Origin of the sequence: Marinobacter salarius (assembly GCF_032922745.1) — a bacterium.
Taxonomy (GTDB): Bacteria; Pseudomonadota; Gammaproteobacteria; order Pseudomonadales; family Oleiphilaceae; genus Marinobacter.
Genome location: NZ_CP136693.1, coordinates 4,131,292 through 4,152,275, shown reverse-complemented (window position 1 = coordinate 4,152,275; position 20,984 = coordinate 4,131,292). Strand labels below are relative to the sequence as shown.

The following is a 20,984-nucleotide window of genomic DNA, read 5'->3' as shown; positions in this document are numbered from 1 at the left end:
CTCAGGATAGGAGGAACTGCAAAGGAGAGTCTTTCGATGGTCAACGCATCAACCCGCCTGTTTTCGGCCGTTATTCTGTTATCCATGTTTGTGCTAGGCGGCTGTGCCAGCCTGTCACCCTATTCCATTTCCGAAGCGACGTTGGAGCGCCACTTTCAGGACACCGTCAGTGACTTTGATCGCCGGCAGCTGCAGAGCGGGTCGCCACTTAGCCTGAGTCTGAGCAATGCGGACATTACCCTTGGCCCTGATGGCCGGGACGTCGCGGTCATTGACCTGAGAGGGCAGGTTGCACTGAATGCGCTGATGGCAAAGCTGCCAGTCGATATTGCCCTGAAAGTGGAAGGAGCGCCTGTCTACGACAGCGAGGAGAAAGCGATCTACATTCGGCGGCTGCAACTGTTGGAAAGCAGTATCGATTCGTCGTTTTTCAAAGGAGATCTCAAACCGGTTACGGATAACGTCATGCGGGTAGTTGCCCAGATGCTGGAAACCATGCCGGTGTATCGGCTGGATGAAGCGGACTTCACCCAGCGCATGTTCGGCATGGTCCCCCTGGACGTGAGGGTCGCGCCCGGACGGCTTGAATTCGTTATGGCCGAGTAAGCGTTTCCAGGCGCTCGCGCACGGCGGTGCCGATTTCCTGTGTGCCTCTGGATTTGCCGGCGTTTTCCGCCAGGTCGGCGGCCACCGCATCAAACAACTCCCGCCCGGCAGTGGCCACAGCCGAGTCTTTTCGACCCAGCCATTCCAGCATGCGCGCCGTGGTGAACAGCATGGCTGTGGGGTCGGCCAGGCCCTGGCCGGCAATATCCGGTGCGCTGCCATGGGTCGGCTCGAACATCGAGGGCATGCCGTTTTCGTCGGGGTTCAGGTTGCAGGAGGGGGCCACACCCATGCCGCCGGACAATACGGCTGCCAGGTCGGTCAGGATGTCACCCTGCAGGTTGCTGGCCACCACCACATCGAACGCCCAGGGCGCCTGTACGAACTTCATGCAAGCAGCATCCACCAATTCGTGGTGGGTGGCCACATCCGGATACTGTTTCGCCATTTCCTCGAAGGCTTCGGTGTACATATCGCCCCAATAGCGCAGGGCATTGCGTTTGGTCACGATGCACACCTGGCTTTCGCAGGTTTTACCGTCCAGAGTGCGGAACTGTCGGGTACGGCCTTCTTCGGCGCGCGCGGCGGCCCGCAGGCGGGCCTGCTCGAAGCCATAGCGGATAATCCGGTCCGTCGCCCGGCGAGTGAATACTTCCATCTGGGTGGCCACTTCATCCGGTGCGCCCTTACGGAGTCGCCCGCCCTGGCTGACATACTCGCCTTCGCTGTTTTCGCGAATCACCAGCATGTCGATGTCCTTGGCGCGTTCATCCGCCAGATACTGGCGAGCACCGGGAAGCAGCCTGGCGGGCCGTTCGCAGACCCACTGATCAAATCCCTTGCGCATGTCCAGCAGGGGTGCCAGGGAGATACTGTCTGGCAGCAGGTAACGGTCCGGGTCGTCGACCGGGCCGGGGTCGCCCAGAGCGCCAAGGAGAATGGCGTCATAGGATTTCAATTGGTCCAGAGCATCAGCCGGCATGGATTCGCCGTTCTCTTCGTGCCAGGCATGGGATGGCCAGGGAAAGCGTGTCCACTCCATCGGCAAATCGTGTCGTTTGCGCAGGGTCTCCAGGCAGTGTACCGCCTCGGCAACCACTTCAGGACCGATGCCATCACCGGGGGTCACCGCAATTCGGGTTTTCTGGGCCATTCCGGATACTCCTTCCTGTTGCTGTGATCGTAGAGTCAGTTGTGTGATTCAGTGTAGTCATGTGCCATGGGGATTCCACACCATTTAACCCCTCGTTTGTTTTACCAGTTATGGATTGCTGGTTATAGTGCTGTGGTTGACTAATTTTACTGAGGATTTGCCTTGTTCTATCGCCTGATTACCGTCGTTGGCGGACTGTTGTTTGTCATCATCCTGTTCGCGCTGATCTGGTTCTTCTGCAAACAGTTCCTGCTTCGCCATGGCGTCAAGGAGCAGGTATCTGATCGCGCCACGGTGCTGGCCACCTGGACATTTGCTGGCGTCAGCGTGGGGCTGGTGTTTGCGGTGTTGGGTGCCTTTATTCTTGGCCCCTGGGCGTTTTATCGCACCTTGCGCGGACATGACACTGAAGTGTCTGACGGCGCAGCGATCTGGTGGGGCTTCGGCATTGTTGTAGCGTCACTGGGGATTACCGCCGCCGGATTTCTTGGTTTCCTGAAACTGGTGGGGGCATACTGACTGAAGGCACTTACACGACGCTGGCCAACTGGCCTCGGAACCAGATAAGCGCTGGCTCCCGCTCATAGGCCTTGTGCCAGTAAAGATGCACATCGATACCGGGCAGGTCTACCGGAGTGGTCAGAATATCGATGTCAGCCCGTTCCGCGATGATCCGCGCGTAGTTTTCCGGCATGGTCAGCAACAGGTCGGTTCCCTCAGCCACCCGGCAGGCGGCGTAGTAATGCTGGCACCTCAGGCGTATGTCTCGTTGCACCCCAAACCGCGATAACTCGAAATCCTCAATGCCAGGTCCTTCCGAGCGGGACGAAACCAGTACATGCTTGGCTTCGAGATACTTGTCCAAGGTCAGGCCGTCGCTGGTGAGCGGGTGGCCCTTTCTCGCCAGCACCACCAGCCTGTCGTGTCGCAATAGTTCATGACCTGTCTGATTGCTGACGGGCAACAGCACATCCACCGCAAAATCCAGTTTGCCCGCTGCTAGCTGGGTTTCCATATCCCGCCGGGGCACCCGCTGGCTGATGATCTCCAGCTCGGGGTAGCTTTCCAGCCGGCCCATCAGTTTGGGCAGGAACGTCGACTCGAGGATGTCCCGCAAGGCCAGCGAGTAGGTTTTGCGCTGACTGGCCGGGTCGAAGGCGTGGAACTGGTTCACTGCACTCTGTATCTGGGTCAGCCCCGGGCGCATGGATTCCAGGAAGCGGCGGGCCAGGGGAGTGGGCACCATCTGATTGCCCTGACGACTGAACAACGGGTCATCAAAATGCTCGCGCAGACGTGACAGGGAGTGGCTGACCGCCGGCTGGGTGAGGTGGAGGGCCCGGGCGGCGCGGGTCAGACTGCCCTCCCGGTAGATGGTGTCGAATACATGCAGCAGGTTCAGGTCCAGTCGATTCAGTGCCATGAGCATCTCCACTTCTCGAATAAGCCAGTCTTATGATAGATGATAAGAATTATTCAGTCGCGTAATAGTGGACAGAAAACTAGACTGGCTCCATATCGGTCAAACCAAGAGGACATGGCAATGGATTTCAGTATTTCCGAGAAGGGCCAGGACTATCTCAAGCGCGTCAAAACTTTCATGGAGGAAGAAATCTTCCCGATTGAAGAGCAGTACCATAAGGAACTGATGGCGCAGGAAAACCGCTGGGTCGTGTTGCCCATCATCAAGGAAATGAAAGCAAAGGCCAAAGCTCAGGGCCTGTGGAACATGTTCTTCCCGGATGAAAAATACGGGTGTGGGCTTCTCAACTCCGACTATGCCCTGATTGCCGAAGAAACTGGCCGCAGCTTTATTGCCCCGGAAATCTTCAACTGCAATGCGCCGGACACCGGCAACATGGAAGTGCTGATCCACTACGGCTCCGAAGAACAGAAAGCCGAATGGCTGCCCCGTCTGCAAAGCGGTGAAGTACGCTCCGCTTTCTGCATGACCGAGCCGGCTGTGGCATCTTCAGACGCCACCAACATGGAAGCCACGGCCACTGTGGATGGCGACGAAGTTGTTCTCAACGGTCGCAAATGGTGGAGCACCGGCGTTGGCCACCCGGATTGCAAGGTTGCCATCTTCATGGGCCTGACCGATCCGGATGCCCACAAGCACCGCCGTCATTCCATGGTGTTGGTGCCGCTGGATACCCCAGGGGTCAAAGTTGAGCGAATGCTGCCGGTGTTCGGCGCCTACGACGAGCCCTACGGTCATGGTGTCGTGTCCTTTGACAACGTGCGCCTGCCCAAGACTGCATTTATTGCGGGCCCCGGCCGTGGCTTCGAGATTGCCCAGGGCCGTCTTGGGCCGGGGCGTGTTCACCACTGTATGCGTGCCATCGGTGCGGCGGAGCGTACTCTGGAACTGATGATCAAAAGGGCGACCAGTCGTGAGGCGTTTGGTCGGCCAATCGCTAAACTGGGCGGTAATCCGGATGTCATTGCCAATGCCCGTATGGCGATTGAGCAGGCGCGCCTGCTGACACTGAAGTGCGCCTGGGCACTGGATACCAAGGGCATCTCTGGAGCCTTGCAGGAAGTCTCCATGATTAAGGCGGTGATTCCGAAGATGCTTCAGCAGATTGTGGACGATACGATTCAGATTCACGGTGGTGCCGGTGTCAGCGACGACGATTTCCCGCTGACTCAGCTGTTCGCCTATGCTCGGGTTTTGCGCCTGGCTGATGGCCCGGATGAGGTTCACCGGGCGATGGTGGCTCGTCTGGAGCTGGCTAAATACCGGAACTGAAGCTTGGGTGCCTGGGGACGAAGGGAGGCTGTTTCAGAAACGCGCTCCTTCGGTACATCCATGTGACGCTTGGACTCCGCCATCCATGGCTTCGTACAGTTTCTGAAACAGCCTCCCTCCGTCCCCTACTAACCGGGGAGTCGGCATGTCGGGCCAAGGGAGAGTAACGTGACCATTTTTGTGGAGAGAGGATCGGTTAACTCATATGCCCGGGAGCCGGCGATGGGGAGGCCCTTCTGAAACCCTGCGGAGCCATGGATGGCGGAGCGGAGCGTACAGGGACGTATTCACAGCGTGTTTCAGAAGGGCCTCCCCATGGACGGCTCTTGCACCCATATTTAAAACACGAGAAACCAGCGGAAGACAACGATGACACAGCGAGTATTTATTACCGGCGGGGCCAGCGGCCTGGGCCGGGCGATTGCGTTAAGGTATGCGAAAAAGGGCGCGAAAGTCTGTATCGGCGATATTAATCCCGAGCAGGGCATTGCCGTTGAGCAGGAAATCAATAACGCCGGTGGCGAAGGTTACTTTGTTGAGTGCGATGTACGCCGGCTGACCGACCTGGAGAAGATCTGCGAAGAACTCACTGGAAAGTGGGGCGGGGTGGATATTGTGGTGAATAACGCCGGTGTCGCCTCCGCGGGCTCCATCGAAGACACCACCATGGCCGACTGGGAATGGATCATGGACATCAACGTGCTGGGGGTCGTTCGTGGCTGCAAGGCCTTTACCCCGCAGTTCAAGAAACAGGGCTCCGGTGCGTTCGTGAACATCGCCTCCATGGCCGGGCTGATGCTCGCGCCGTTGATGAACAGCTACAATGTCTCCAAGGCCGGTGTCATCGCGCTTTCCGAAACCCTGAGCCAGGAGCTGAGAGACTCCGGTATTCATGTCAGTTGCGTATGCCCGGCGTTTTTTCAGACCAATCTGACGAGCAGCATGCGGTCTGATATTCCTGGCATTCAGCAGAACGTCAATAAACTGATGAAGCGCTCCACCATCACCGCCGAAAACGTGGCCGAGGATATTGTCCGCTCGGTGGAGAAGAAGGATTTCTGGGTGCTGCCCCACGCCAAAGAGCGCCGTATGTGGGTTCTAAAGCGCCACGCGCCCAAGGCGTTCGACTGGTTGATGCATCAGGAAAGCAAACGTTGGATGAAGAAAATGGGTGGCAAGGCCTAGTATCAGTCTACTGCGAGATAAGGAAGTAAGGCGGCAGGTCTCTTCAGAACCGTCCGGAGCCATGGATGGCGGAGGACGAGCGTACAGGGACGTATTTACAGCGTGTTCTGAAGAGACCTGCCGCCTTGCTGACTGGCGATATTGACCGCCATCGTTTAAACAGAGGAGAGCCGAATGACCCAGATCGACCAGGCTGTTGATATCCGCGAAGGTGAAGAGCTGGATGTTGCGGCCGTTGACCGCTTCATGAAGCAGGCCATCCCGGACCTGGAAGGCCAGCCGCAGATCAGACAGTACCCCGGTGGTGCATCCAATCTGACGTACCAGGTGGACTATGGCGATCGTTCCTACGTGTTGAGACGCCCGCCGTTTGGCCATATTGCCAAGTCTGCCCACGACATGCTGAGGGAAGCCAAGGTGATGCGGGCTCTCAAGCCCGAATTCCCGTATGTTCCGAACATCGTCGCCATCTGCGACGACCACGACATTCTGGGCTGCGATTTTTACGTCATGGAGCGCCTGAAAGGTATCATCCTGCGCCAGGATTTCCCCAAAGACTTTGAACTCAGCGAGGTGGATACCCGCAAGCTGTGCCTGAACGTCATCGACAAGCTGGTGGACCTGCACAATGTCGATGCCAAGGCTACCGGCCTGGACAAGCTGGGCAAGGGTGCCGGTTATGTGCAGCGCCAGATCGGTGGCTGGAGTGACCGCTTCCGCAAGGCGAAGACGGATGACGTGGGTGACTTTGAAACGGTGATGGGCTGGCTGAACGACAAGATGCCGGACGACGTTGCCCAGGTGGTCATTCACAACGACTACCGCTTCGACAATGTGGTGCTCAATCAGGACAACCCGTTCGAGGTGATTGGTGTTCTTGATTGGGAAATGGCGACCATCGGCGACCCGCTGATGGATCTGGGCAACAGCCTGGCCTATTGGATTGAGGCCGATGACGAAGGCCCGTTCCAGATGTTGCGTCGACAGCCGACCCACCAGCCGGGCATGCTGACCCGCAAGGAAGTGGTCGCTTACTACGCGGAGAAATCCGGCCGCAAGATCGACAACTTCGATTTCTACGAGATCTATGGTCTGTTCCGGCTGGCGGTGATTGTCCAGCAGATCTATTACCGTTTTTACCACGGCCAGACCAAAGACAAGCGATTCGCCGCCTTTGGGCATGCCGCGAACTACCTGGAAAAACGCTGTCAGCGACTGATCGAGGCGAGTGACCTGTAATGGCAACGATCTATCTGATTCGCCACGGGCAGGCCAGTTTCGGCAAGGAAAACTATGACCAGCTTTCTCCTCGTGGCTGGGAGCAGGGGCGTGTCCTCGGCCGGTGGCTTGCAGGCAAGGTGACGCCCAACGCTGTTTTCGGCGGCAACATGGAGCGCCATCGGGAAACGGTAGAGGCGATCGCCAGTGGTTACGGTGATGCACTGCCAGACATGCAGGCGGTGGATGGCTTCAACGAGTTTGATCATACCCAGGTGGTGGAGCGTTTGCGCCCCGAGTGGCAAGACCGCGAACGCATGGCGCGAGATTTGGCGTCGTTCCCCAAGCCGGCAAGGGCATTTCAACAGGTGTTCGAGGAAGCCATGCAACGCTGGGTTAGTGGCGGGCATGATCATGAATACAGCGAAAGCTGGGCTGAGTTCCGTCAGCGGGTGATTACGTCGCTGGAGCAACTGATTGAGTATGCCGACGGTGGCGAGACCCTGGTATCCACATCCGGCGGCCCGATTGCCGTGATCGCCCAGCATCTTCTGGAACTGAGTGATCGCAAGGCCCTGGATATGAATTCCGTGATTGCCAATACCAGTGTTACCCGGGTTCTGCATTCCGGGGCCCGGCGCAGCCTGGCGGTGTTCAACAATTACAGTCACCTGGAAGCCGAAGATCCCTCCCTGGTGACCTTCCGATAACGAACTGAGGTGAAGAATGAGTAAGCAAGACCTGTTTGATCTGAGTGGGAAAGTGGCCCTGATTACCGGCGCCAGCCGTGGTATCGGCGAGAGCATTGCCCGCACCCTGGCGAACTACGGCGCCCATGTGATTGTCAGCAGCCGCAAGATTGACGGTTGCGAGGCGGTTGCCAGTAGCATCCGCGAAGCCGGGGGCAGCGCCGAAGCCTATGCCTGCCACATTGGCGAAATGGATCAGATTGAAGACATCTGGCAACACATCGAATCGAAACACGGCAAGCTGGATGTTCTGGTGAACAACGCCGCAGCCAACCCCTATTTCGGCCCCATCGAAGACACGGATCTGGGGGCTTACCACAAGACGGTGGACGTGAACATTCGCGGCTATTTCTTCATGTGTGCCCGCGGCGCACAGATCATGAAGAAAAATGGCGGTGGGTCCATTATTAACGTGGCTTCTGTCAATGGCGTAAACCCTGGCCATTTTCAGGGTATCTATTCCGTCACCAAAGCAGCGGTGATATCCATGACAAAGTCCTTCGCCATGGAACTGGGGCAGCAGCAGATTCGGGTAAACGCCCTGTTGCCGGGGCTGACCGACACCAAGTTCGCCAGTGCGCTGACCAGCAACGAAGCCATCAAGAAGCAGGCGATGGCCCACATCCCCATGAAGCGGGTGGCAGACCCGGACGAAATGGCCGGCACGGTCCTTTACCTGGCGTCGGATGCTTCCAGCTATACCACAGGCACCTGCATTAATGTGGACGGCGGCTACCTGACGATCTGAGCCGCGCATCCTGACATTAGCCGTTAAGGCTTCCCGTACCCTCGTTGGTGCAAGCGAGAGTATCGAAATCGCCCTGCATGGTTGCCGCCTTTTCCAGCAAGTGGTCAAGGTGGCGCTGGTCAGCCTGCTGCAGTAGATCAGTCATCAGGCCCGCCATGGCAGCCCGGCTGTCCGACATCATCCGCTGGTATCGTTCCCCTCGCACTTCCTCGTAGTTGCTCATCAGGTAGTGGACTCGATCCGAAAAGTCGTCGCTGTCTCGTGTTTCCAGGGTATCGATTAACGCCTGTTGCCAATTCCTACGCCCCTCCAGCCAGATTTTCGTCTGCTGGCCACGGCCTTCCGACCAGGCGTTGACCGTGTCACGTTGGCGATCGTTGAGGGACCCCAGCCAGCGTTCAACCCGTTCCACTGTGCGCTCGGCCCTGGCTTCCCTGGTCTGTTCAGGGTTGTCTGCCAGGAGCTCGTCTTCCAGCTCTTTTTGGCTCTCCTCCATATTGCTGGCCAATTGTTGAACCTGTTCATCGCTGAGGCTTGATAGGAGGCGTGTGGCAGCCGGTCTTGCGCGTTCCATGAGTGGGGAAAAAAAGGAGAGCAGCTGTTCCTGGTGGTGGGTGACGGTGGATTGACTCAGGTCGCCAGAGCGAACATCGCTTTTAAGCTGGGCAAGCCACTCGGAATAGCGTGGCAACTCAGTGGCGCAATGCCATTGGCGGAGGCCACGGATGTCCTGCTCAAGCCGGGATTCCTGTTCGGCGGTCATGGGTATGTAGTCGTCCACCCACCAGACGATGCCCCAGTCCGCATAGCGATATGCCATCTTGGTGGAGCTGCAGCCGGCGAGGAGTACGAGGCCGAGCAGCGCAATGGAAATAATCCGAATCATGATCGGTCCTCGGGAAAAGCGGGTAACCTGATCCAAAAACGATGAGTGACGTATAACACCTCAGAGTCAGGTTGAAGCGTTGATTCTTTGCATCTTTTGAAAAAACTTGCCCCGGTTGAACCGGGGCTTTTTTATGGGTAAGTGGCAGCGGGGTGATCAATTCTCCCGCGCTTTGATATTGCCCTCTTCGTCGGAGATGACAATCTCTACCCGGCGATTTTGCTGCCTTCCGCCAGAGGTGTCATTGCTGGCAACGGGGAACTGCTCACCGAACCCTTTTGTCTCAACGCGGCTTCTGCTGATGCCCATATCGACAAGGGTATCGCGAACGGCTTCCGCACGACGCTCGGACAGCCCCTGATTGTAGGAGGCCTCACCGGTGCTATCGGTATAGCCTTCCACCCGCACACGCCGGTTTTCATACTCGGCCATGAACTCGGCCAGTCGTCTGACAGTGGCTTCACCGGAAGACTTCAGTTCGGCCTTGTCGAGATCGAACAGCACATCTCCGAGGGTCAACACCATTCCCCGGTCGGTTTGCTCTGCCTGCATGGCTTCCATTTGCAGGCGAAGCTCTTTGGCTTCCCGCCTGGCCTGTGCGGCTTCGTCAGCGCGCATTTGCAATTCCAGTTCCTTGCGACGCGCTTCCGCGGAATCAATCTGCTCCTGCAGCTCAGCGCGCTCTCCCTGCTCAGCGGCTACTTGCGCATGGCGGTTGGCAAGATAAGCCGCGTGCTCAATCTCGGCAATGTCCGCACCGTCCGCGAGCAGAGTTTCAGCGCGGGACAATTGCTCCCTTGCGCTCCTCAACTGGCGATCACCACTGCGGGCTACGTTCGGGTCGTTGCTGATCTCCTCATAGGCAGCCCGTGCTTCATCGACCTTTGCGTTATCCTGGGGCGTGCTGGCGCACCCTGCCACGAGGACAGAAAAGCTCACAGCCATACCCAAAGTCATGTTGCGCTTGTTCATAACCATCTCCCGTTTCCGATGAGGCCTTTACTGGCGTTCGTCGATTCGCTTGCGAAGAGACTCAATATTGCGATTGACCTCATCAACCGCTTGTCTTGCTTTTGCGGTTTCCGATCGAGCGCCGGCCAGTTGCGCATCCACAGCTGCCTTTTCAAGTAGGCGGCTTGCTTCAAGGTATTGTTCGCGATTGATCTTTTCCTCGGCATCTGCAACCCGGTTCTGAGCCTGGTTCAAGAGTACCGGTTCAAAATCCCTGGCATCGGACGATACCGCCTGCTGAATGGCTGACTCGGCGGACCGGAGTTCGCCATCCGGCCGTTCAACCGAACTGGCGCAGCCTCCGGCAATGACAGCGATGCTGATTACACCTGCAGCACCTAACATCGAAGTATGCTTGCTCATGCACAATCTCCTTCCAGTGAGGAACGGGGGCGATCTGCCCCGTCCAGACTCTTGTTGGTACTCGTCTGCGGCGATTCCTCTGAAGACTTCGTCGCAGTAAAGCACCTACTGCTACTGCTACTGATACGCATAAGGTTAGCAGCGGGATCTGATTACGGTATGAAGGTATGGAAATAAACTTCGTAGGGGGAGGCGCCGCTACAACGGATCTGTTGCCGGATGCGCCACAAAAGGTTGCGGGTGCGGGAGGTGGGCTTTGGGTCGAAAAATGACAGAACGGTAACCACCGAAACCCGGCAGCTACCGCTTATTGATGTGGTTTAGCGTATTTTGGTTCCACCGGACTGAGCTCTGGAAAGCGTGGTTCCCGTTGGTGGACGGTAGTGAAGGGAGTAGATAATTCGGTCCAGCACGGCCTGACCATTCCAGGCAGGGTCGTTGTTGACCATGCCGACAATGGCCCAGGTGGTGTCGGTGTCGTCGCGGGTGAAGCCTGCGATGGAGCGCACGTTTTCAAGGTAACCGGTCTTGATGCGCCCTTTGCCGTCCAGGCCGGAATTCCGCAGCCGTCTGGCCATGGTGCCATCCATCGCGATCAGCGGCATGGAGGCCATCAGGTCCGATGCGAAAGGACTGTTCCAGGCGTGCTGCAAAATCTGCGCACCCTGGCGTGCGGTAATACGGCCGTCACGTGTCAGGCCGGCGCCGTTTTCAATCACCAGGCCGGCGGTATTAACGCCTTTTTCCTGAAGCCATTCGTGAACCACACGAATACCAGTCACACGGTCGTCTTCCTCCTCTTCCTGGCGATTCTCTGCACCAATGGTCAGTAGCAACTGTCGGGCCATAACATTGCTGCTCCACTTGTTGATGTCCCGAACCATCGTAACCAGATCCGGAGACGTGGTCCTAAGCAACAGTCGGGCGTCGTCAGGTGTTTTGGCAAGCAGGCTCTTGCCATTGATATCGATGCCCATGTCTGACAGCAGCGAACGTATCATGGATGCCGTGTACTGTTCGGGGGGCAGAAGCGACAGGTAGGCCGTGGTGCGGCAACCCTGAGGCAACTCGCCGGATACCTGCACGGTAACCCGGTGATCCTCGTGAAAAAGCGGCTCCCAGGTAAAGTGGCTGCGGGCGGGGCAGGGCGCCTCAGCAGTAGCGGTGACGCGGTTGTCGATCACCACGTCGTTCAACGAGGGTGCACTCCAGGCCTGGGTACCGCGCTCGTCAGCACGCACTTGGAAATGCACCAGGTTGAGATTGCTCAGGTACGGCGACGGTTGCACCAGAAAAGGCGCATGGGGGTTGTCGCCGTTATCTTTAAACGCCGGCTGACCGTTGGCCAGCCGGAAAACGTCGCCATCCAGCACCAGGTTGCCGTTGATGGCACTGATGCCCATGCCGCGTAATTCGTTCAGGGTGCTCCAAAGGCGCTCAATGGTCAGCTTGGGATCGCCGCCCATGTCAACGTAGAAATTGCCGTTGAGGGTATCGCCAACAAGCTCCCCATCGGTGTAGAAGCTGGTGTCCCAGTGATAGGTCGGCCCCAGGATTTCCAGTGCCGCATAGGTAGTGACCAGCTTCATGATAGAGCCAGGGCTCATCAAGGCATCCGCGTTGATGTATTGCTCAATGCCTGGCCCATTCATGGGTATGGCCGCCAGGCTCAGCGCCTGTTCGTCGTTCAGGGATTCGGTGGCGTAATCCCGCACCTGGTTGCTCCAGGTCTTATTGGTGCCACCAGCCTCGGCTGACTCCGAGGCAAATGCACAGGCAGACCCGACTGCCAGGACTGCAGCCATGGAGGAGACCACCATGCCACGGGCCACTCGACCATGCTGGCGGATAGTTCCATAACGGGGCGTGTTCAGGTGGCGTCGTGCCTTCAGCAACATGGTGTGGCGCTCATTGATTCCAGGTGCATTAACAATAGCCCATATTCTACGCGTGTACTATGTGGAAAGGCTCTACATGACGTTAAAAAATGCCAGTAGGGGCGTTGTTTATATTGCGTTTTTGTTAACGGATGTAAACGCCCATGCTAATCAACTGGTTAGCATTTGTACAACCTCTTGATTAGTATGATGGAAACAGAAAATGGAGTGAGTATGGCGCACGAACTGACTCGACGGCGATTTCTGGCTGCCATGGCCGCGGCAGGTCTTTCATGTCGAATGCCTGCGCTGATGGCTGCTCCGAAGGGGAATGTGACCATGAATCCCATTCCTTCCTCCGGCGAACGATTGCCAGCCGTTGGCATGGGTACCTGGCGTACCTTCAATGTTGGCGGTGACCAGTACCTGATTGATCAGCGTACCGAGGTACTGAAAACCTTTTTCGACCTCGGTGGCACCCTGGTGGACTGCTCACCCATGTACGGCTCGGCGGCAGAGGTGATGGGTGAGGCGCTGGACACCCTCAATGCCCGTGACAAACTGTTTTCCGCCACCAAGATCTGGACCGGAGACGGTGATGCAACCCGGCAACAGGACCGGGAGTCCCGCAGGAAGTGGGGCATAGAGCGATTTGACCTGCAGCAGGTACACAACCTGGTGGCCTGGCAGCAACACCTGGCAACCCTCCAGCAAATGAAAGCCGATGGCGACGTTCGCTATATCGGCATCACCACCTCCCATGGCCGCAGGCACGGGGATTTCGCACGCATCATAGAGACGGAACGGCTGGACTTTGTGCAACTGACCTACAACGTGCTGGACAGAGAGGCGGAAGACCGACTGCTGCCTTTGGCGAGGGAACGCGGGATCGCCGTGATTGTGAACCGGCCTTTCCAGGGCGGGCGACTGTTCCGACGCTTCCAGTCCGAAACGCTGCCTCCCTGGGCCGATGAGGTGGGCTGCCGCAACTGGGCGGAGTTTTTCCTGAAGTACATCCTTTCCCACCCGGCGGTTACCTGTGCCATTCCGGCCACCACCAGCGTTGAGCATATGAAGGAGAACATGGGCGCCCTATACGGTGCTTTGCCGGATGAGAAACAACGTCGCCGAATGGCGGCCTATGTCGCAGGGCTGTGATGGAGACCAACTGGCTCAGCTATTCCCTGTCGGATTTCCTGATGTTCGGGCCGGAGGTGTTCCTTCGGCTCTATGTTCGTATCAATCAGGACATCTGGCCATGGCAGGCTGTTGCGGTGGTGATGGTGATCGCGATTGGCGCCTTACTGGTACGTGGGGACGCGATGGCCAGGCGTGGTGCACTGCTGCTGGTGGCCGCGGCGTGGCTATTGAGCGGGGCTGGCTTCCTGATGCATTACTACGGGCCGATTAATCTGCCGGCGATCTGGTTCGGCTGGGCCTTTGTCCTGCAGGGTGCATTACTGACGGTGGCGGGGCTGTTCTGGCCCTGGAACGCGGCAACGAACCGTCCGATATGGTCTCGCTGGCTGATGGGCATTGGCTGGATCGCATTGATGGGGTTGTCGCCTCTCATCGCCGTCGCTCAAACCGGCAATGGTCGGGCCGCGGCGCTGTTCGCCATTACGCCGGACGTCACCGCGCTGGGGGCAGTGCCCTGCATGCTGCTGTTTCCTCGCCGGGTGCGGTGGCTGTTTCTATTACTGCCACTGATATGGTCACTGTTCAGCGTGGCGACCCTTTGGACATTAGGCACCTGGGTGCTGGCGGTCATTCCGGGTACCACGCTGGTATTGGCGGCGATGGCCTGCTTCGTCAGTCCCAGGCAGGCGCGAAATCCGGATTAGCGATTCGCTCACCACGGTCCAGACTGTTAATTTCCGCAATTTCATCCTCTCTGAGCGTGATGTTCAGCGCGTCGAGGTTGGACTTCTGGTGCTTGGGCCGGGTTGACGACGGAATCGGCACAATCCCTCTAGAGGCTACCCAGGCAATGGCAATCTGCGCAGCGGACGCATTGTGTTCGCGGCCAATGCGGGCCAGGGTTTCATCGTCCATTACCTTGCCCACGGCCAGTGGCATGTAACCGGTGACGGTAATGCCCAGCGTCTGGGCATGCTCCACCACCTTGCGGTTGGCCAGGAACGGATGCACTTCCACCTGATTGGTGAAAATCGGTGTGTCACCCAGTACTTCCTTGGCCTTGTCCATTTGCGCGCAGGTGAAGTTGGACAGCCCGATGTGAGTAGTTAGCCCTTCGCGTTGCGCGTCGCGCAGCGCACCCAGGTATTCCTCCATGGGGATGGCGTCGTCTGGCGATGGCCAATGAATCAGCGTGAGGTCGACGTGGTCGGTCTTCAGGCGCGACAGGCTGTCGTGCAGGCTGTTGATCACGTCGCTGTGCTGGAGCTGGTCGTGCCACACCTTTGTCGTCAGGAAAACCTCCCGTCGTGGAATGCCGCTTGAGGTAATGCCATCGCCCACTTCAGACTCATTCCCGTACATCTGGGCGGTATCGATATGCCGGTAGCCAAGGGAAAGGGCACTCTTCACGGCGTCTCGTGCGTCGTTTCCCTTCAGGCGGAATGTGCCCATACCGATGTTCGGAAGTGTGCTGAATGCCATAGTGTCCTCCTTCGTGAACGCTGTGACTTATATGTGGTGCCCGCCTGCTGGTTCTTCAAGTGGCGGGTGGTTATCATACCGGCCTTCGGAACCCGCAAGCGAAACCATGGTTGAGGTCACGTTATGCTGACAGGGCAATGCCTGTGCGGCGATATAAAACTTGAATACGACGGCCCTCTGGGGCCGATTGCCCTGTGCCACTGCAGCCAGTGCCGCCGGGCCCACGGCAGCGCATTTTCCGCCAGTGCGCCGATCCAGAAAATCCGCACCCGTTTTACGGCGGGTGAGGACCTGATCCGTGAATACGAGTCCCGGCCGGGAAAGTATCGTGGGTTCTGCCCCAGATGCGGTAGCCAGCTTTACAGCCGTGTGGATGCTATCCCCGGTATTCTGCGCCTGCGGGTGGGTGTGATCAATGAGCCCCTGGAAAAGGGGCCGGCGTCACACGTTTATGTGGGCTCCAAGTCGGACTGGTTCACCATCACCGACGATACCCCGCAGTTTGAGAAAACCGAGAGAACCAACGATCCTCACTGACGCATTGCTGGTTTCTTCGCCGAACTATTCTGCCGGAATTATCCGATAGACCTTGCCGTTGTCCGCGTCCGTCAACAGCCACAATGCACCGTCGGGGCCCATTCGCACATCGCGGATGCGTTCACCCAGGTCTTCCAGAAGATCCTCTTCTTCCCTGACCGTGCCGTTCTCAATGCCCAGGCGCACCAGCTTCTGCATTTTCAGGGCACCTACAAACAGATCTCCCTGCCACTCTGGGAATTCGTTCCCGGTATAGAATGCCATCCCCGAGGGAGCAATGGACGGATCCCAATAGTGCAGCGGGTCTGTCACGCCTTTCATGGTGGTTTTGCTGGTAATGGGCACCCCGGAGTAGTCGATGCCATAGGTGACATCTGGCCAGCCGTAGTTGTTGCCCGCACGGATGATGTTGATCTCGTCTCCACCCCTGGGGCCGTGCTCATGGCTCCATATGTCGCCTGTTTGCGGGTGAATGGTCATGCCCTGAATGTTGCGGTTGCCGTAGGTGAAGAAGGTGTCATTCACTGCCGGGTCGTCGACAAACGGGTTGCCCGGCGCGGGGGCGCCGTCAACGGTCAGGCGGTGAACGCCGCCGGCATCGTCATCGGTGGCCTGGGCACGATCCATTTCACCCCGGTCGCCCACCGCGACGTACAGATTGCCATCGCGATCAAATTCCATGCGGCCCGCGAAATGCCGGCTGGTGTTGCCCCGGGGGAGGGCCTCGAAAATCACTTCAACCTCTGACAGCCGGTCGCCGTCCAACGTTGCACGAGCCACTCTGGTCGTCAGCCCGTCGCGGCTGATCTTATGGGCGTAACTCAGGAACAGAGTGCGATTGTTTTCGAAGTCCGGATGCAGGAGCACATCCAGCAGGCCACCCTGGCCGGAAACCACCAGCTCGGGAACACCGGCAATTGGCTTGTCCTGCAATTCACCATTCTCGATTCGGCGTAGCCGGCCTTCGCGCTCGGTCACCAACTGTGAACCATCGGGGAGAAACGCAAGGCTCCAGGGATGTTCCAGGCCTTCCGCGACCGTATCCAGACGAAAGTCGGCTTTGTCCGAGCTGAACGTTTGCCCGAAGGCTGGCCCGGCCGCTGCCAGTCCTGCCAACGCCAGTAGAGTCGCCATGTTGCCGAGTCGGTTCATAGAATGATCTCCCTCCGCCAGGTTATTCCTGCATCGATAAAGTCTAGCATTTGATACGAACGGAATGGCCGGCAGTATCAGGCGATAACATTACGACTAGGCATTACGACATGAGGTCACCAAAACGTTAATGAGAACTATTAACATTTGTACGGATGTCATGTACAGTTACGTCAATATCAACGGGAAGCATCCATACCCATGGACACAAGGAGACGTACAATGACCCCGGAAGAGGAAGCGATTGAAGGGCTGAAACTGGCCGCCGGCGCCAGTGTGTTTGTTCTGATCATAGCCAGCCTCCTGGTGCTCTGGTGACACGTCCCGCCGGTCACGCTTTACCGTGCCGGCTTAACCCCCACAAGAAGTAGACGCCGCCAACCAGCGCGGCCAGCAGTCCCGCCGGCAACTGGTTGGGGAAGACCACAATGCGCGACAGGTAGTCCGCGAGGGCCAACAGAAGGCCACCCACCAATGCGGCCACGATCAATTGCCTGCCAACGGTTTGCTGCCCCAGTACCCGCGCCAGGTGCGGCGCAATGAGTCCTACGAAACTCAGAGGGCCAATCACCACCGTAGCCGACGCAGTCAATACAGCAGCAAGCATCAGCAAAAGCAGGCGGGCTTTAGTGACCGGAAGCCCGAGGGACGATGCCGAAGTATCTCCCAGAGGCAAGAGCGTCAGGGGCCGCACGACCAGAGCCAACAGGCCGCAGATGAGAACGATGAATCCTAGCAGCCCAAACGCTTCAGTTTCGGAAACCAGCCAGGTGGAACCGTACATCCAGTTCAGCAGTTGTGAAGCGACGGTGCCGCCGGAGGCCATGACCAATCTCAGCCCCGCATCCATGAATACATACAGGGCCAGGCCGCCCAGCAGCAGTTGGTTACCGGCGAAGCGATGCTTGCGGGCGAGGAGAATCAATAACCCGAGTGCGCCGGCAGCGCCGAGCGTCGCAGCGCCAAGCTGCCCGGCCCGGCCTACCTCTGCGCCGGTGAGCACGATAAGAACCATGGCCAGTGCGGCGCCGCCGCTGATGCCCAGCATCTCCGGGCTCCCCATTGGATTACCCGTCATCCGCTGAATCAGTGTGCCGGCAAGGCCCAGTGCGACTCCGGCCAGCATGGCGGCCAAGAGGCGCGGGCCGCGCCACACCCAGGCATCGTCCCACTGGGTGACAGGTGTCCAGTTCCAACCATCCAGGCCCGGAGACCAACTCATGGAAACGATGACGGTTAGTGCGATCAGCCCGGTCACGATACCACTGACCAGAAAAGGCGCGCGCCGCCTGGGCTGGAAGCCCGCAAGGTTGGATTCCTGCCCGGGCATGTGATGGGTGTTTTTGAAACCCTGCAATGCCAATAGGATAATGGGGCCGCCAATGAGGGCCGTGGTGGTTCCCGTCGGCACCAGGGAGCCATCCCCCCAGGTAGAAGCCCAATGCGCAAGAGTATCCGCCAGCAGCAATAGCCCGCCGCCCATGAGCGTACTCCACAGGATGCGACTGGCTAATGTACGCGCGCCCAGCAGGCGTGCCAGTACCGGCGCTGCCAGCCCCACAAAGGCCACGACACCCACCCGGCTGACAACCGTTGCTGTCATCAGTACCACCAGAAACAGAGCCAGTGCCCGAATAAGCCCGACTTTGGCACCCAGTGAACTGGCGGACGACTGCCCCAGTTGCAACACCTGCAACGGGCGCATCAGCAGCAATATCAGCACCGAAATGACCAGCACGCGGGGCCACAGTTCCATGAACGGTCCCCAGTTGTTCTGTACCAGGGAGCCGGCGCCCCAGATGAAAAGGTTGCCCAGCCACTCACCCTTGAGCAGCAGAAATGCCATGTTAAGGGCGCCCAGAAAGAAGGTGATGACAAGGCCGGCAAGGATCACCGTCACAGGTGAAAAGCCAAGCTGCCACGTCAGGGCGATGACCATACCGATGGCGATGAGGCCACCTGCAATGGCCACCAGATCCGGGCTGAAGGCAAGTAAACCGGGCGCGAACAGCGTGGCAACGGTCACCCCGAATTGGCCACCCGCTTCCACACCGAGGGTGGTGGGCGAAGCCAGAGGGTTACCCAGCACCTGTTGGGTGACCGCCCCGGCCAGCCCCAGGCCGCAGCCAATCAGGATGGCGATGGATACACGCGGCGCCCAACTGAAGTGAGCCAGAACCGATGAATAATTGTTTGGATTGAAGGCCCAGAATGATGACAACACGGTAGCGGCATCCAGTTGGTTGAGCCAGGGAACTGCGCTGGCAAGCAACGCGCCGAGCCAGAGGAGTGTGGCGGCAATAGGCAGCCTGACTGCCATAACCGGTCGGGAAGCGGGCATACCGGAGGTGCTAGCGTACATTGTCAGAGCCCCCGGCCAGCAGACTGTCTGTCAGCATGGTGGCCAGTCGTTTCACCGGAAAAACGCCGCCAAACGGCCAGATGGCGTCGATCTCGTAAACCTGGTGGCGGTTGACCGCTGGCAGGTACGTCCAGAACGGGCTGGCGGCCAGGGTGTCTGCAAGCCCGGGGGCGGTGGGCGCAATCACCACGATACGGCTGTCTTCATAAGGGGCTATGGATTCCAGGCCCACCACCGAGAAGCCCCAGAAGTTGCCTTGCCGGGGCCAGGCGTTTTCCAGCCCGAGGGCATTCAGGGCACTCTGGTAAAGGCCGTTGGGGGCATAAATACGCACGTGGCGGGCGTCCATGAAACTGACCAGGGCAATCGGCCGTTCTGTCAGTCCCGCCGCTTCCAGCCGGAGGCGTTGCGTTTCCAGAGTGGTGTCAATATCCGCCAGAATCGATTCGGCGCGAGCCTCGCGGCCCAGCATCTCGCCGAGGGTGGTCAGCATGTCACTGGCTTTCTCGAAGGGTTGACTGCCCTCTTTGTACACACTGATGACGTAAGTCGGGGCGATACGCTCCAGCAGTTTTGCGGCGGGCGCCATTTCGGCACTGGTAACAATCAGATCCGGTTTGAGTTCTGCGATGGCCTCGAGGCTGGGGGCGACGCGGGTGCCGATGTTGGCAACGTCCTCTGGAAGCTGCGGCTCATTCACCCACACGTCGTAGCCATCCCGGTCAGCGACGCCCACGGGCGTCACGCCCAGCAACAGCAAGGCTTCTGTGGCGGCCCAGTTGAGTGCAACAACCCGCTCAGGTTGCTCGTCCAGGGTGAGGGTGCCGCCTTCGTGTTGCCAGGTGCCGGCGCTGGCGGGCAGCGATAGGGCACCAATGAACACCACGGCAATCAGGGTTTTAGCGACATGCTCAATGCACATACGAGACCCACTGTCCCGGTGCCCGCTCCATTACACCCATCGGTACATCGTAAATGGATTCCAGGGTTCCCGAATCCATGATGTCACGCGGGCTGCCATCTGCAATCAACCGGCCGCCTTTCAGAGCCACCAGCCGGTCGCAGAAGCGGGCGGCCAGGTCGACATCGTGCAGTACCACAATCACCGTCAGTTCCCGTTCATCGGCCAGGCGGTGCACCAGGCGCAGGGTTTCCACCTGGTGTTTCACGTCCAGGGCGGAAATTGGCTCGTCCAGCAGCAGGCAGCGGGTTTGTTGCGCCAGCAGCATGGCAATCCAGGCGCGCTGGCGTTCGCCGCCGGAAAGCGTGTCCACAGAGCGGTGCTGGAAGTGGTCGAGCCCGGTATCGTGTATGGCCTGGTCGATGAACTGGTGGTCTTCGCTGGTATAACGCCCCAACGGCCCGCGCCAGGGATAACGCCCCAGGGCAACCAGTTCCCTCACGGTGAGGCCGTCCGTGCCCGGCGGATGCTGCGGCAGGTAACCAACCGTACGGGCGAACTCCCGCGCGCCGGTGGTCTGGAATGAGCTGCCAAGAAGGCTTGCATTGCCCGAAGAGGGCGACATCTGGCGGGCCAGCACTTTCAATAACGTGGACTTGCCGGAGCCATTGTGACCGAGCAGGGCAGTGACCTCGCCTTCACGAAACTCGATGTTGATGTCGTCAAGGATGGCAGCGTCACCAATGTGCACGCCCAGGCTGGATACTTCAAAGAACGCAGACATGCAGGCTCCCATGGATCTGAGGGCCTGCAGGATAATCTAAATGCGAATTACTATCAATATATGCCTGGCAACGTA

The 20,984-nt window shown here is 58.6% G+C and carries 21 protein-coding genes; 10 read left to right on the top strand and 11 right to left on the bottom strand.

The window, feature by feature from the left end; genetic code table 11:
* Positions 1 to 36 precede the first annotated feature (36 nt).
* Positions 37 to 606: a DUF1439 domain-containing protein gene (locus R1T46_RS19345; protein WP_317306663.1), complete on the top strand. Its 570-nt coding sequence runs from the start codon at positions 37 to 39 to the stop codon at positions 604 to 606.
* Here R1T46_RS19345 and R1T46_RS19340 read toward each other — a convergent pair.
* On the bottom strand, positions 593 to 1,759 hold the full coding sequence (locus R1T46_RS19340) for an isocitrate/isopropylmalate dehydrogenase family protein (RefSeq protein WP_317306662.1): 1,167 nt from the start codon (positions 1,757 to 1,759) through the stop codon (positions 593 to 595). The two genes, R1T46_RS19345 and R1T46_RS19340, sit on opposite strands and share 14 nt — an antisense overlap.
* 162 nt (positions 1,760 to 1,921) lie before the next feature.
* Between R1T46_RS19340 and R1T46_RS19335 the strand changes: the two genes are divergently transcribed.
* Positions 1,922 to 2,278 carry a hypothetical protein gene (locus R1T46_RS19335; protein WP_036204277.1) on the top strand — a complete coding sequence of 119 codons (357 nt, stop codon included), beginning with the start codon at positions 1,922 to 1,924 and terminating at the stop codon, positions 2,276 to 2,278.
* Positions 2,279 to 2,288: 10 nt separating this feature from the next.
* Here R1T46_RS19335 and R1T46_RS19330 read toward each other — a convergent pair whose 3' ends face one another.
* A complete protein-coding gene (locus R1T46_RS19330) occupies positions 2,289 to 3,182 on the bottom strand; it encodes a LysR family transcriptional regulator (protein WP_317306660.1) in 894 nt (297 codons plus the stop codon).
* 120 nt (positions 3,183 to 3,302) lie between these two features.
* On the opposite strand from R1T46_RS19330, the gene R1T46_RS19325 reads away from it, so the two are divergent.
* The 5 genes from R1T46_RS19325 (at position 3,303) to R1T46_RS19305 (ending at position 8,414) form a co-directional block, all read left to right on the top strand.
* Complete coding sequence (locus R1T46_RS19325) at positions 3,303 to 4,514, top strand: acyl-CoA dehydrogenase family protein (protein WP_317306659.1); 1,212 nt, start codon at positions 3,303 to 3,305, stop codon at positions 4,512 to 4,514.
* A 369-nt stretch (positions 4,515 to 4,883) separates the two neighbouring features.
* Positions 4,884 to 5,699, top strand: a complete 816-nt coding sequence (locus tag R1T46_RS19320) for an SDR family oxidoreductase (RefSeq protein ID WP_300493156.1) — start codon at positions 4,884 to 4,886, stop codon at positions 5,697 to 5,699.
* 174 nt (positions 5,700 to 5,873) lie between these two features.
* On the top strand, positions 5,874 to 6,938 hold the full coding sequence (locus R1T46_RS19315) for a phosphotransferase family protein (protein WP_317306658.1): 1,065 nt from the start codon (positions 5,874 to 5,876) through the stop codon (positions 6,936 to 6,938).
* Entirely contained in the window at positions 6,938 to 7,627 is a 690-nt protein-coding gene (locus R1T46_RS19310) for a histidine phosphatase family protein (protein ID WP_317306657.1), read from the top strand. The genes R1T46_RS19315 and R1T46_RS19310 overlap by 1 nt, the downstream gene beginning before the upstream one ends.
* A gap of 16 nt (positions 7,628 to 7,643) precedes the next feature.
* Positions 7,644 to 8,414: an SDR family oxidoreductase gene (locus R1T46_RS19305; RefSeq protein ID WP_317306656.1), complete on the top strand. Its 771-nt coding sequence runs from the start codon at positions 7,644 to 7,646 to the stop codon at positions 8,412 to 8,414.
* Positions 8,415 to 8,430: 16 nt separating this feature from the next.
* Here R1T46_RS19305 and R1T46_RS19300 read toward each other — a convergent pair whose 3' ends face one another.
* The 4 genes from R1T46_RS19300 to dacB form a co-directional block, all read right to left on the bottom strand.
* A complete protein-coding gene (locus R1T46_RS19300) occupies positions 8,431 to 9,300 on the bottom strand; it encodes a DUF6279 family lipoprotein (protein ID WP_317306655.1) in 870 nt (289 codons plus the stop codon).
* A 156-nt stretch (positions 9,301 to 9,456) separates the two neighbouring features.
* Complete coding sequence (locus R1T46_RS19295; RefSeq protein ID WP_317306654.1) at positions 9,457 to 10,272, bottom strand: OmpA family protein; 816 nt, start codon at positions 10,270 to 10,272, stop codon at positions 9,457 to 9,459.
* 27 nt (positions 10,273 to 10,299) lie between these two features.
* Positions 10,300 to 10,674: a DUF4398 domain-containing protein gene (locus R1T46_RS19290; protein ID WP_317306652.1), complete on the bottom strand. Its 375-nt coding sequence runs from the start codon at positions 10,672 to 10,674 to the stop codon at positions 10,300 to 10,302.
* Positions 10,675 to 10,994: 320 nt separating this feature from the next.
* Entirely contained in the window at positions 10,995 to 12,572 is a 1,578-nt protein-coding gene (gene dacB / locus R1T46_RS19285; protein WP_317306650.1) for a D-alanyl-D-alanine carboxypeptidase/D-alanyl-D-alanine-endopeptidase, read from the bottom strand.
* Positions 12,573 to 12,785: 213 nt separating this feature from the next.
* Between dacB and R1T46_RS19280 the strand changes: the two genes are divergently transcribed.
* Both R1T46_RS19280 and R1T46_RS19275 read left to right on the top strand, forming a co-directional pair.
* Entirely contained in the window at positions 12,786 to 13,709 is a 924-nt protein-coding gene (locus R1T46_RS19280; protein WP_317306649.1) for an aldo/keto reductase, read from the top strand.
* Positions 13,709 to 14,395, top strand: a complete 687-nt coding sequence (locus R1T46_RS19275) for a DUF6064 family protein (protein ID WP_317306648.1) — start codon at positions 13,709 to 13,711, stop codon at positions 14,393 to 14,395. The genes R1T46_RS19280 and R1T46_RS19275 overlap by 1 nt, the downstream gene beginning before the upstream one ends.
* Here the strand turns inward: R1T46_RS19275 and dkgB are convergent.
* Complete coding sequence (dkgB, locus tag R1T46_RS19270) at positions 14,364 to 15,173, bottom strand: 2,5-didehydrogluconate reductase DkgB (protein WP_317306646.1); 810 nt, start codon at positions 15,171 to 15,173, stop codon at positions 14,364 to 14,366. The two genes, R1T46_RS19275 and dkgB, sit on opposite strands and share 32 nt — an antisense overlap.
* Before the next feature lie 123 nt (positions 15,174 to 15,296).
* Here dkgB and R1T46_RS19265 point away from each other — a divergent pair, with 123 nt between their 5' ends.
* Entirely contained in the window at positions 15,297 to 15,710 is a 414-nt protein-coding gene (locus R1T46_RS19265) for a GFA family protein (protein ID WP_317306645.1), read from the top strand.
* 24 nt (positions 15,711 to 15,734) lie between these two features.
* On the opposite strand, the gene R1T46_RS19260 is transcribed toward R1T46_RS19265, so the two are convergent.
* The 4 genes from R1T46_RS19260 to R1T46_RS19245 all read right to left on the bottom strand — a co-directional run bounded on the left by R1T46_RS19260 (position 15,735) and on the right by R1T46_RS19245 (position 20,909).
* On the bottom strand, positions 15,735 to 16,844 hold the full coding sequence (locus R1T46_RS19260; RefSeq protein ID WP_317308339.1) for a PQQ-dependent sugar dehydrogenase: 1,110 nt from the start codon (positions 16,842 to 16,844) through the stop codon (positions 15,735 to 15,737).
* A 349-nt stretch (positions 16,845 to 17,193) separates the two neighbouring features.
* Positions 17,194 to 19,224: a Fe(3+)-hydroxamate ABC transporter permease FhuB gene (gene fhuB / locus R1T46_RS19255; RefSeq protein ID WP_317306644.1), complete on the bottom strand. Its 2,031-nt coding sequence runs from the start codon at positions 19,222 to 19,224 to the stop codon at positions 17,194 to 17,196.
* Positions 19,214 to 20,146, bottom strand: coding sequence for an iron-siderophore ABC transporter substrate-binding protein (locus R1T46_RS19250; RefSeq protein ID WP_317306643.1), 933 nt, complete (start codon positions 20,144 to 20,146; stop codon positions 19,214 to 19,216). Before R1T46_RS19250 ends, fhuB begins: the two co-directional genes overlap by 11 nt.
* A complete protein-coding gene (locus R1T46_RS19245; RefSeq protein ID WP_317306642.1) occupies positions 20,136 to 20,909 on the bottom strand; it encodes an ABC transporter ATP-binding protein in 774 nt (257 codons plus the stop codon). The genes R1T46_RS19250 and R1T46_RS19245 overlap by 11 nt, the downstream gene beginning before the upstream one ends.
* Positions 20,910 to 20,984 lie beyond the last annotated feature (75 nt).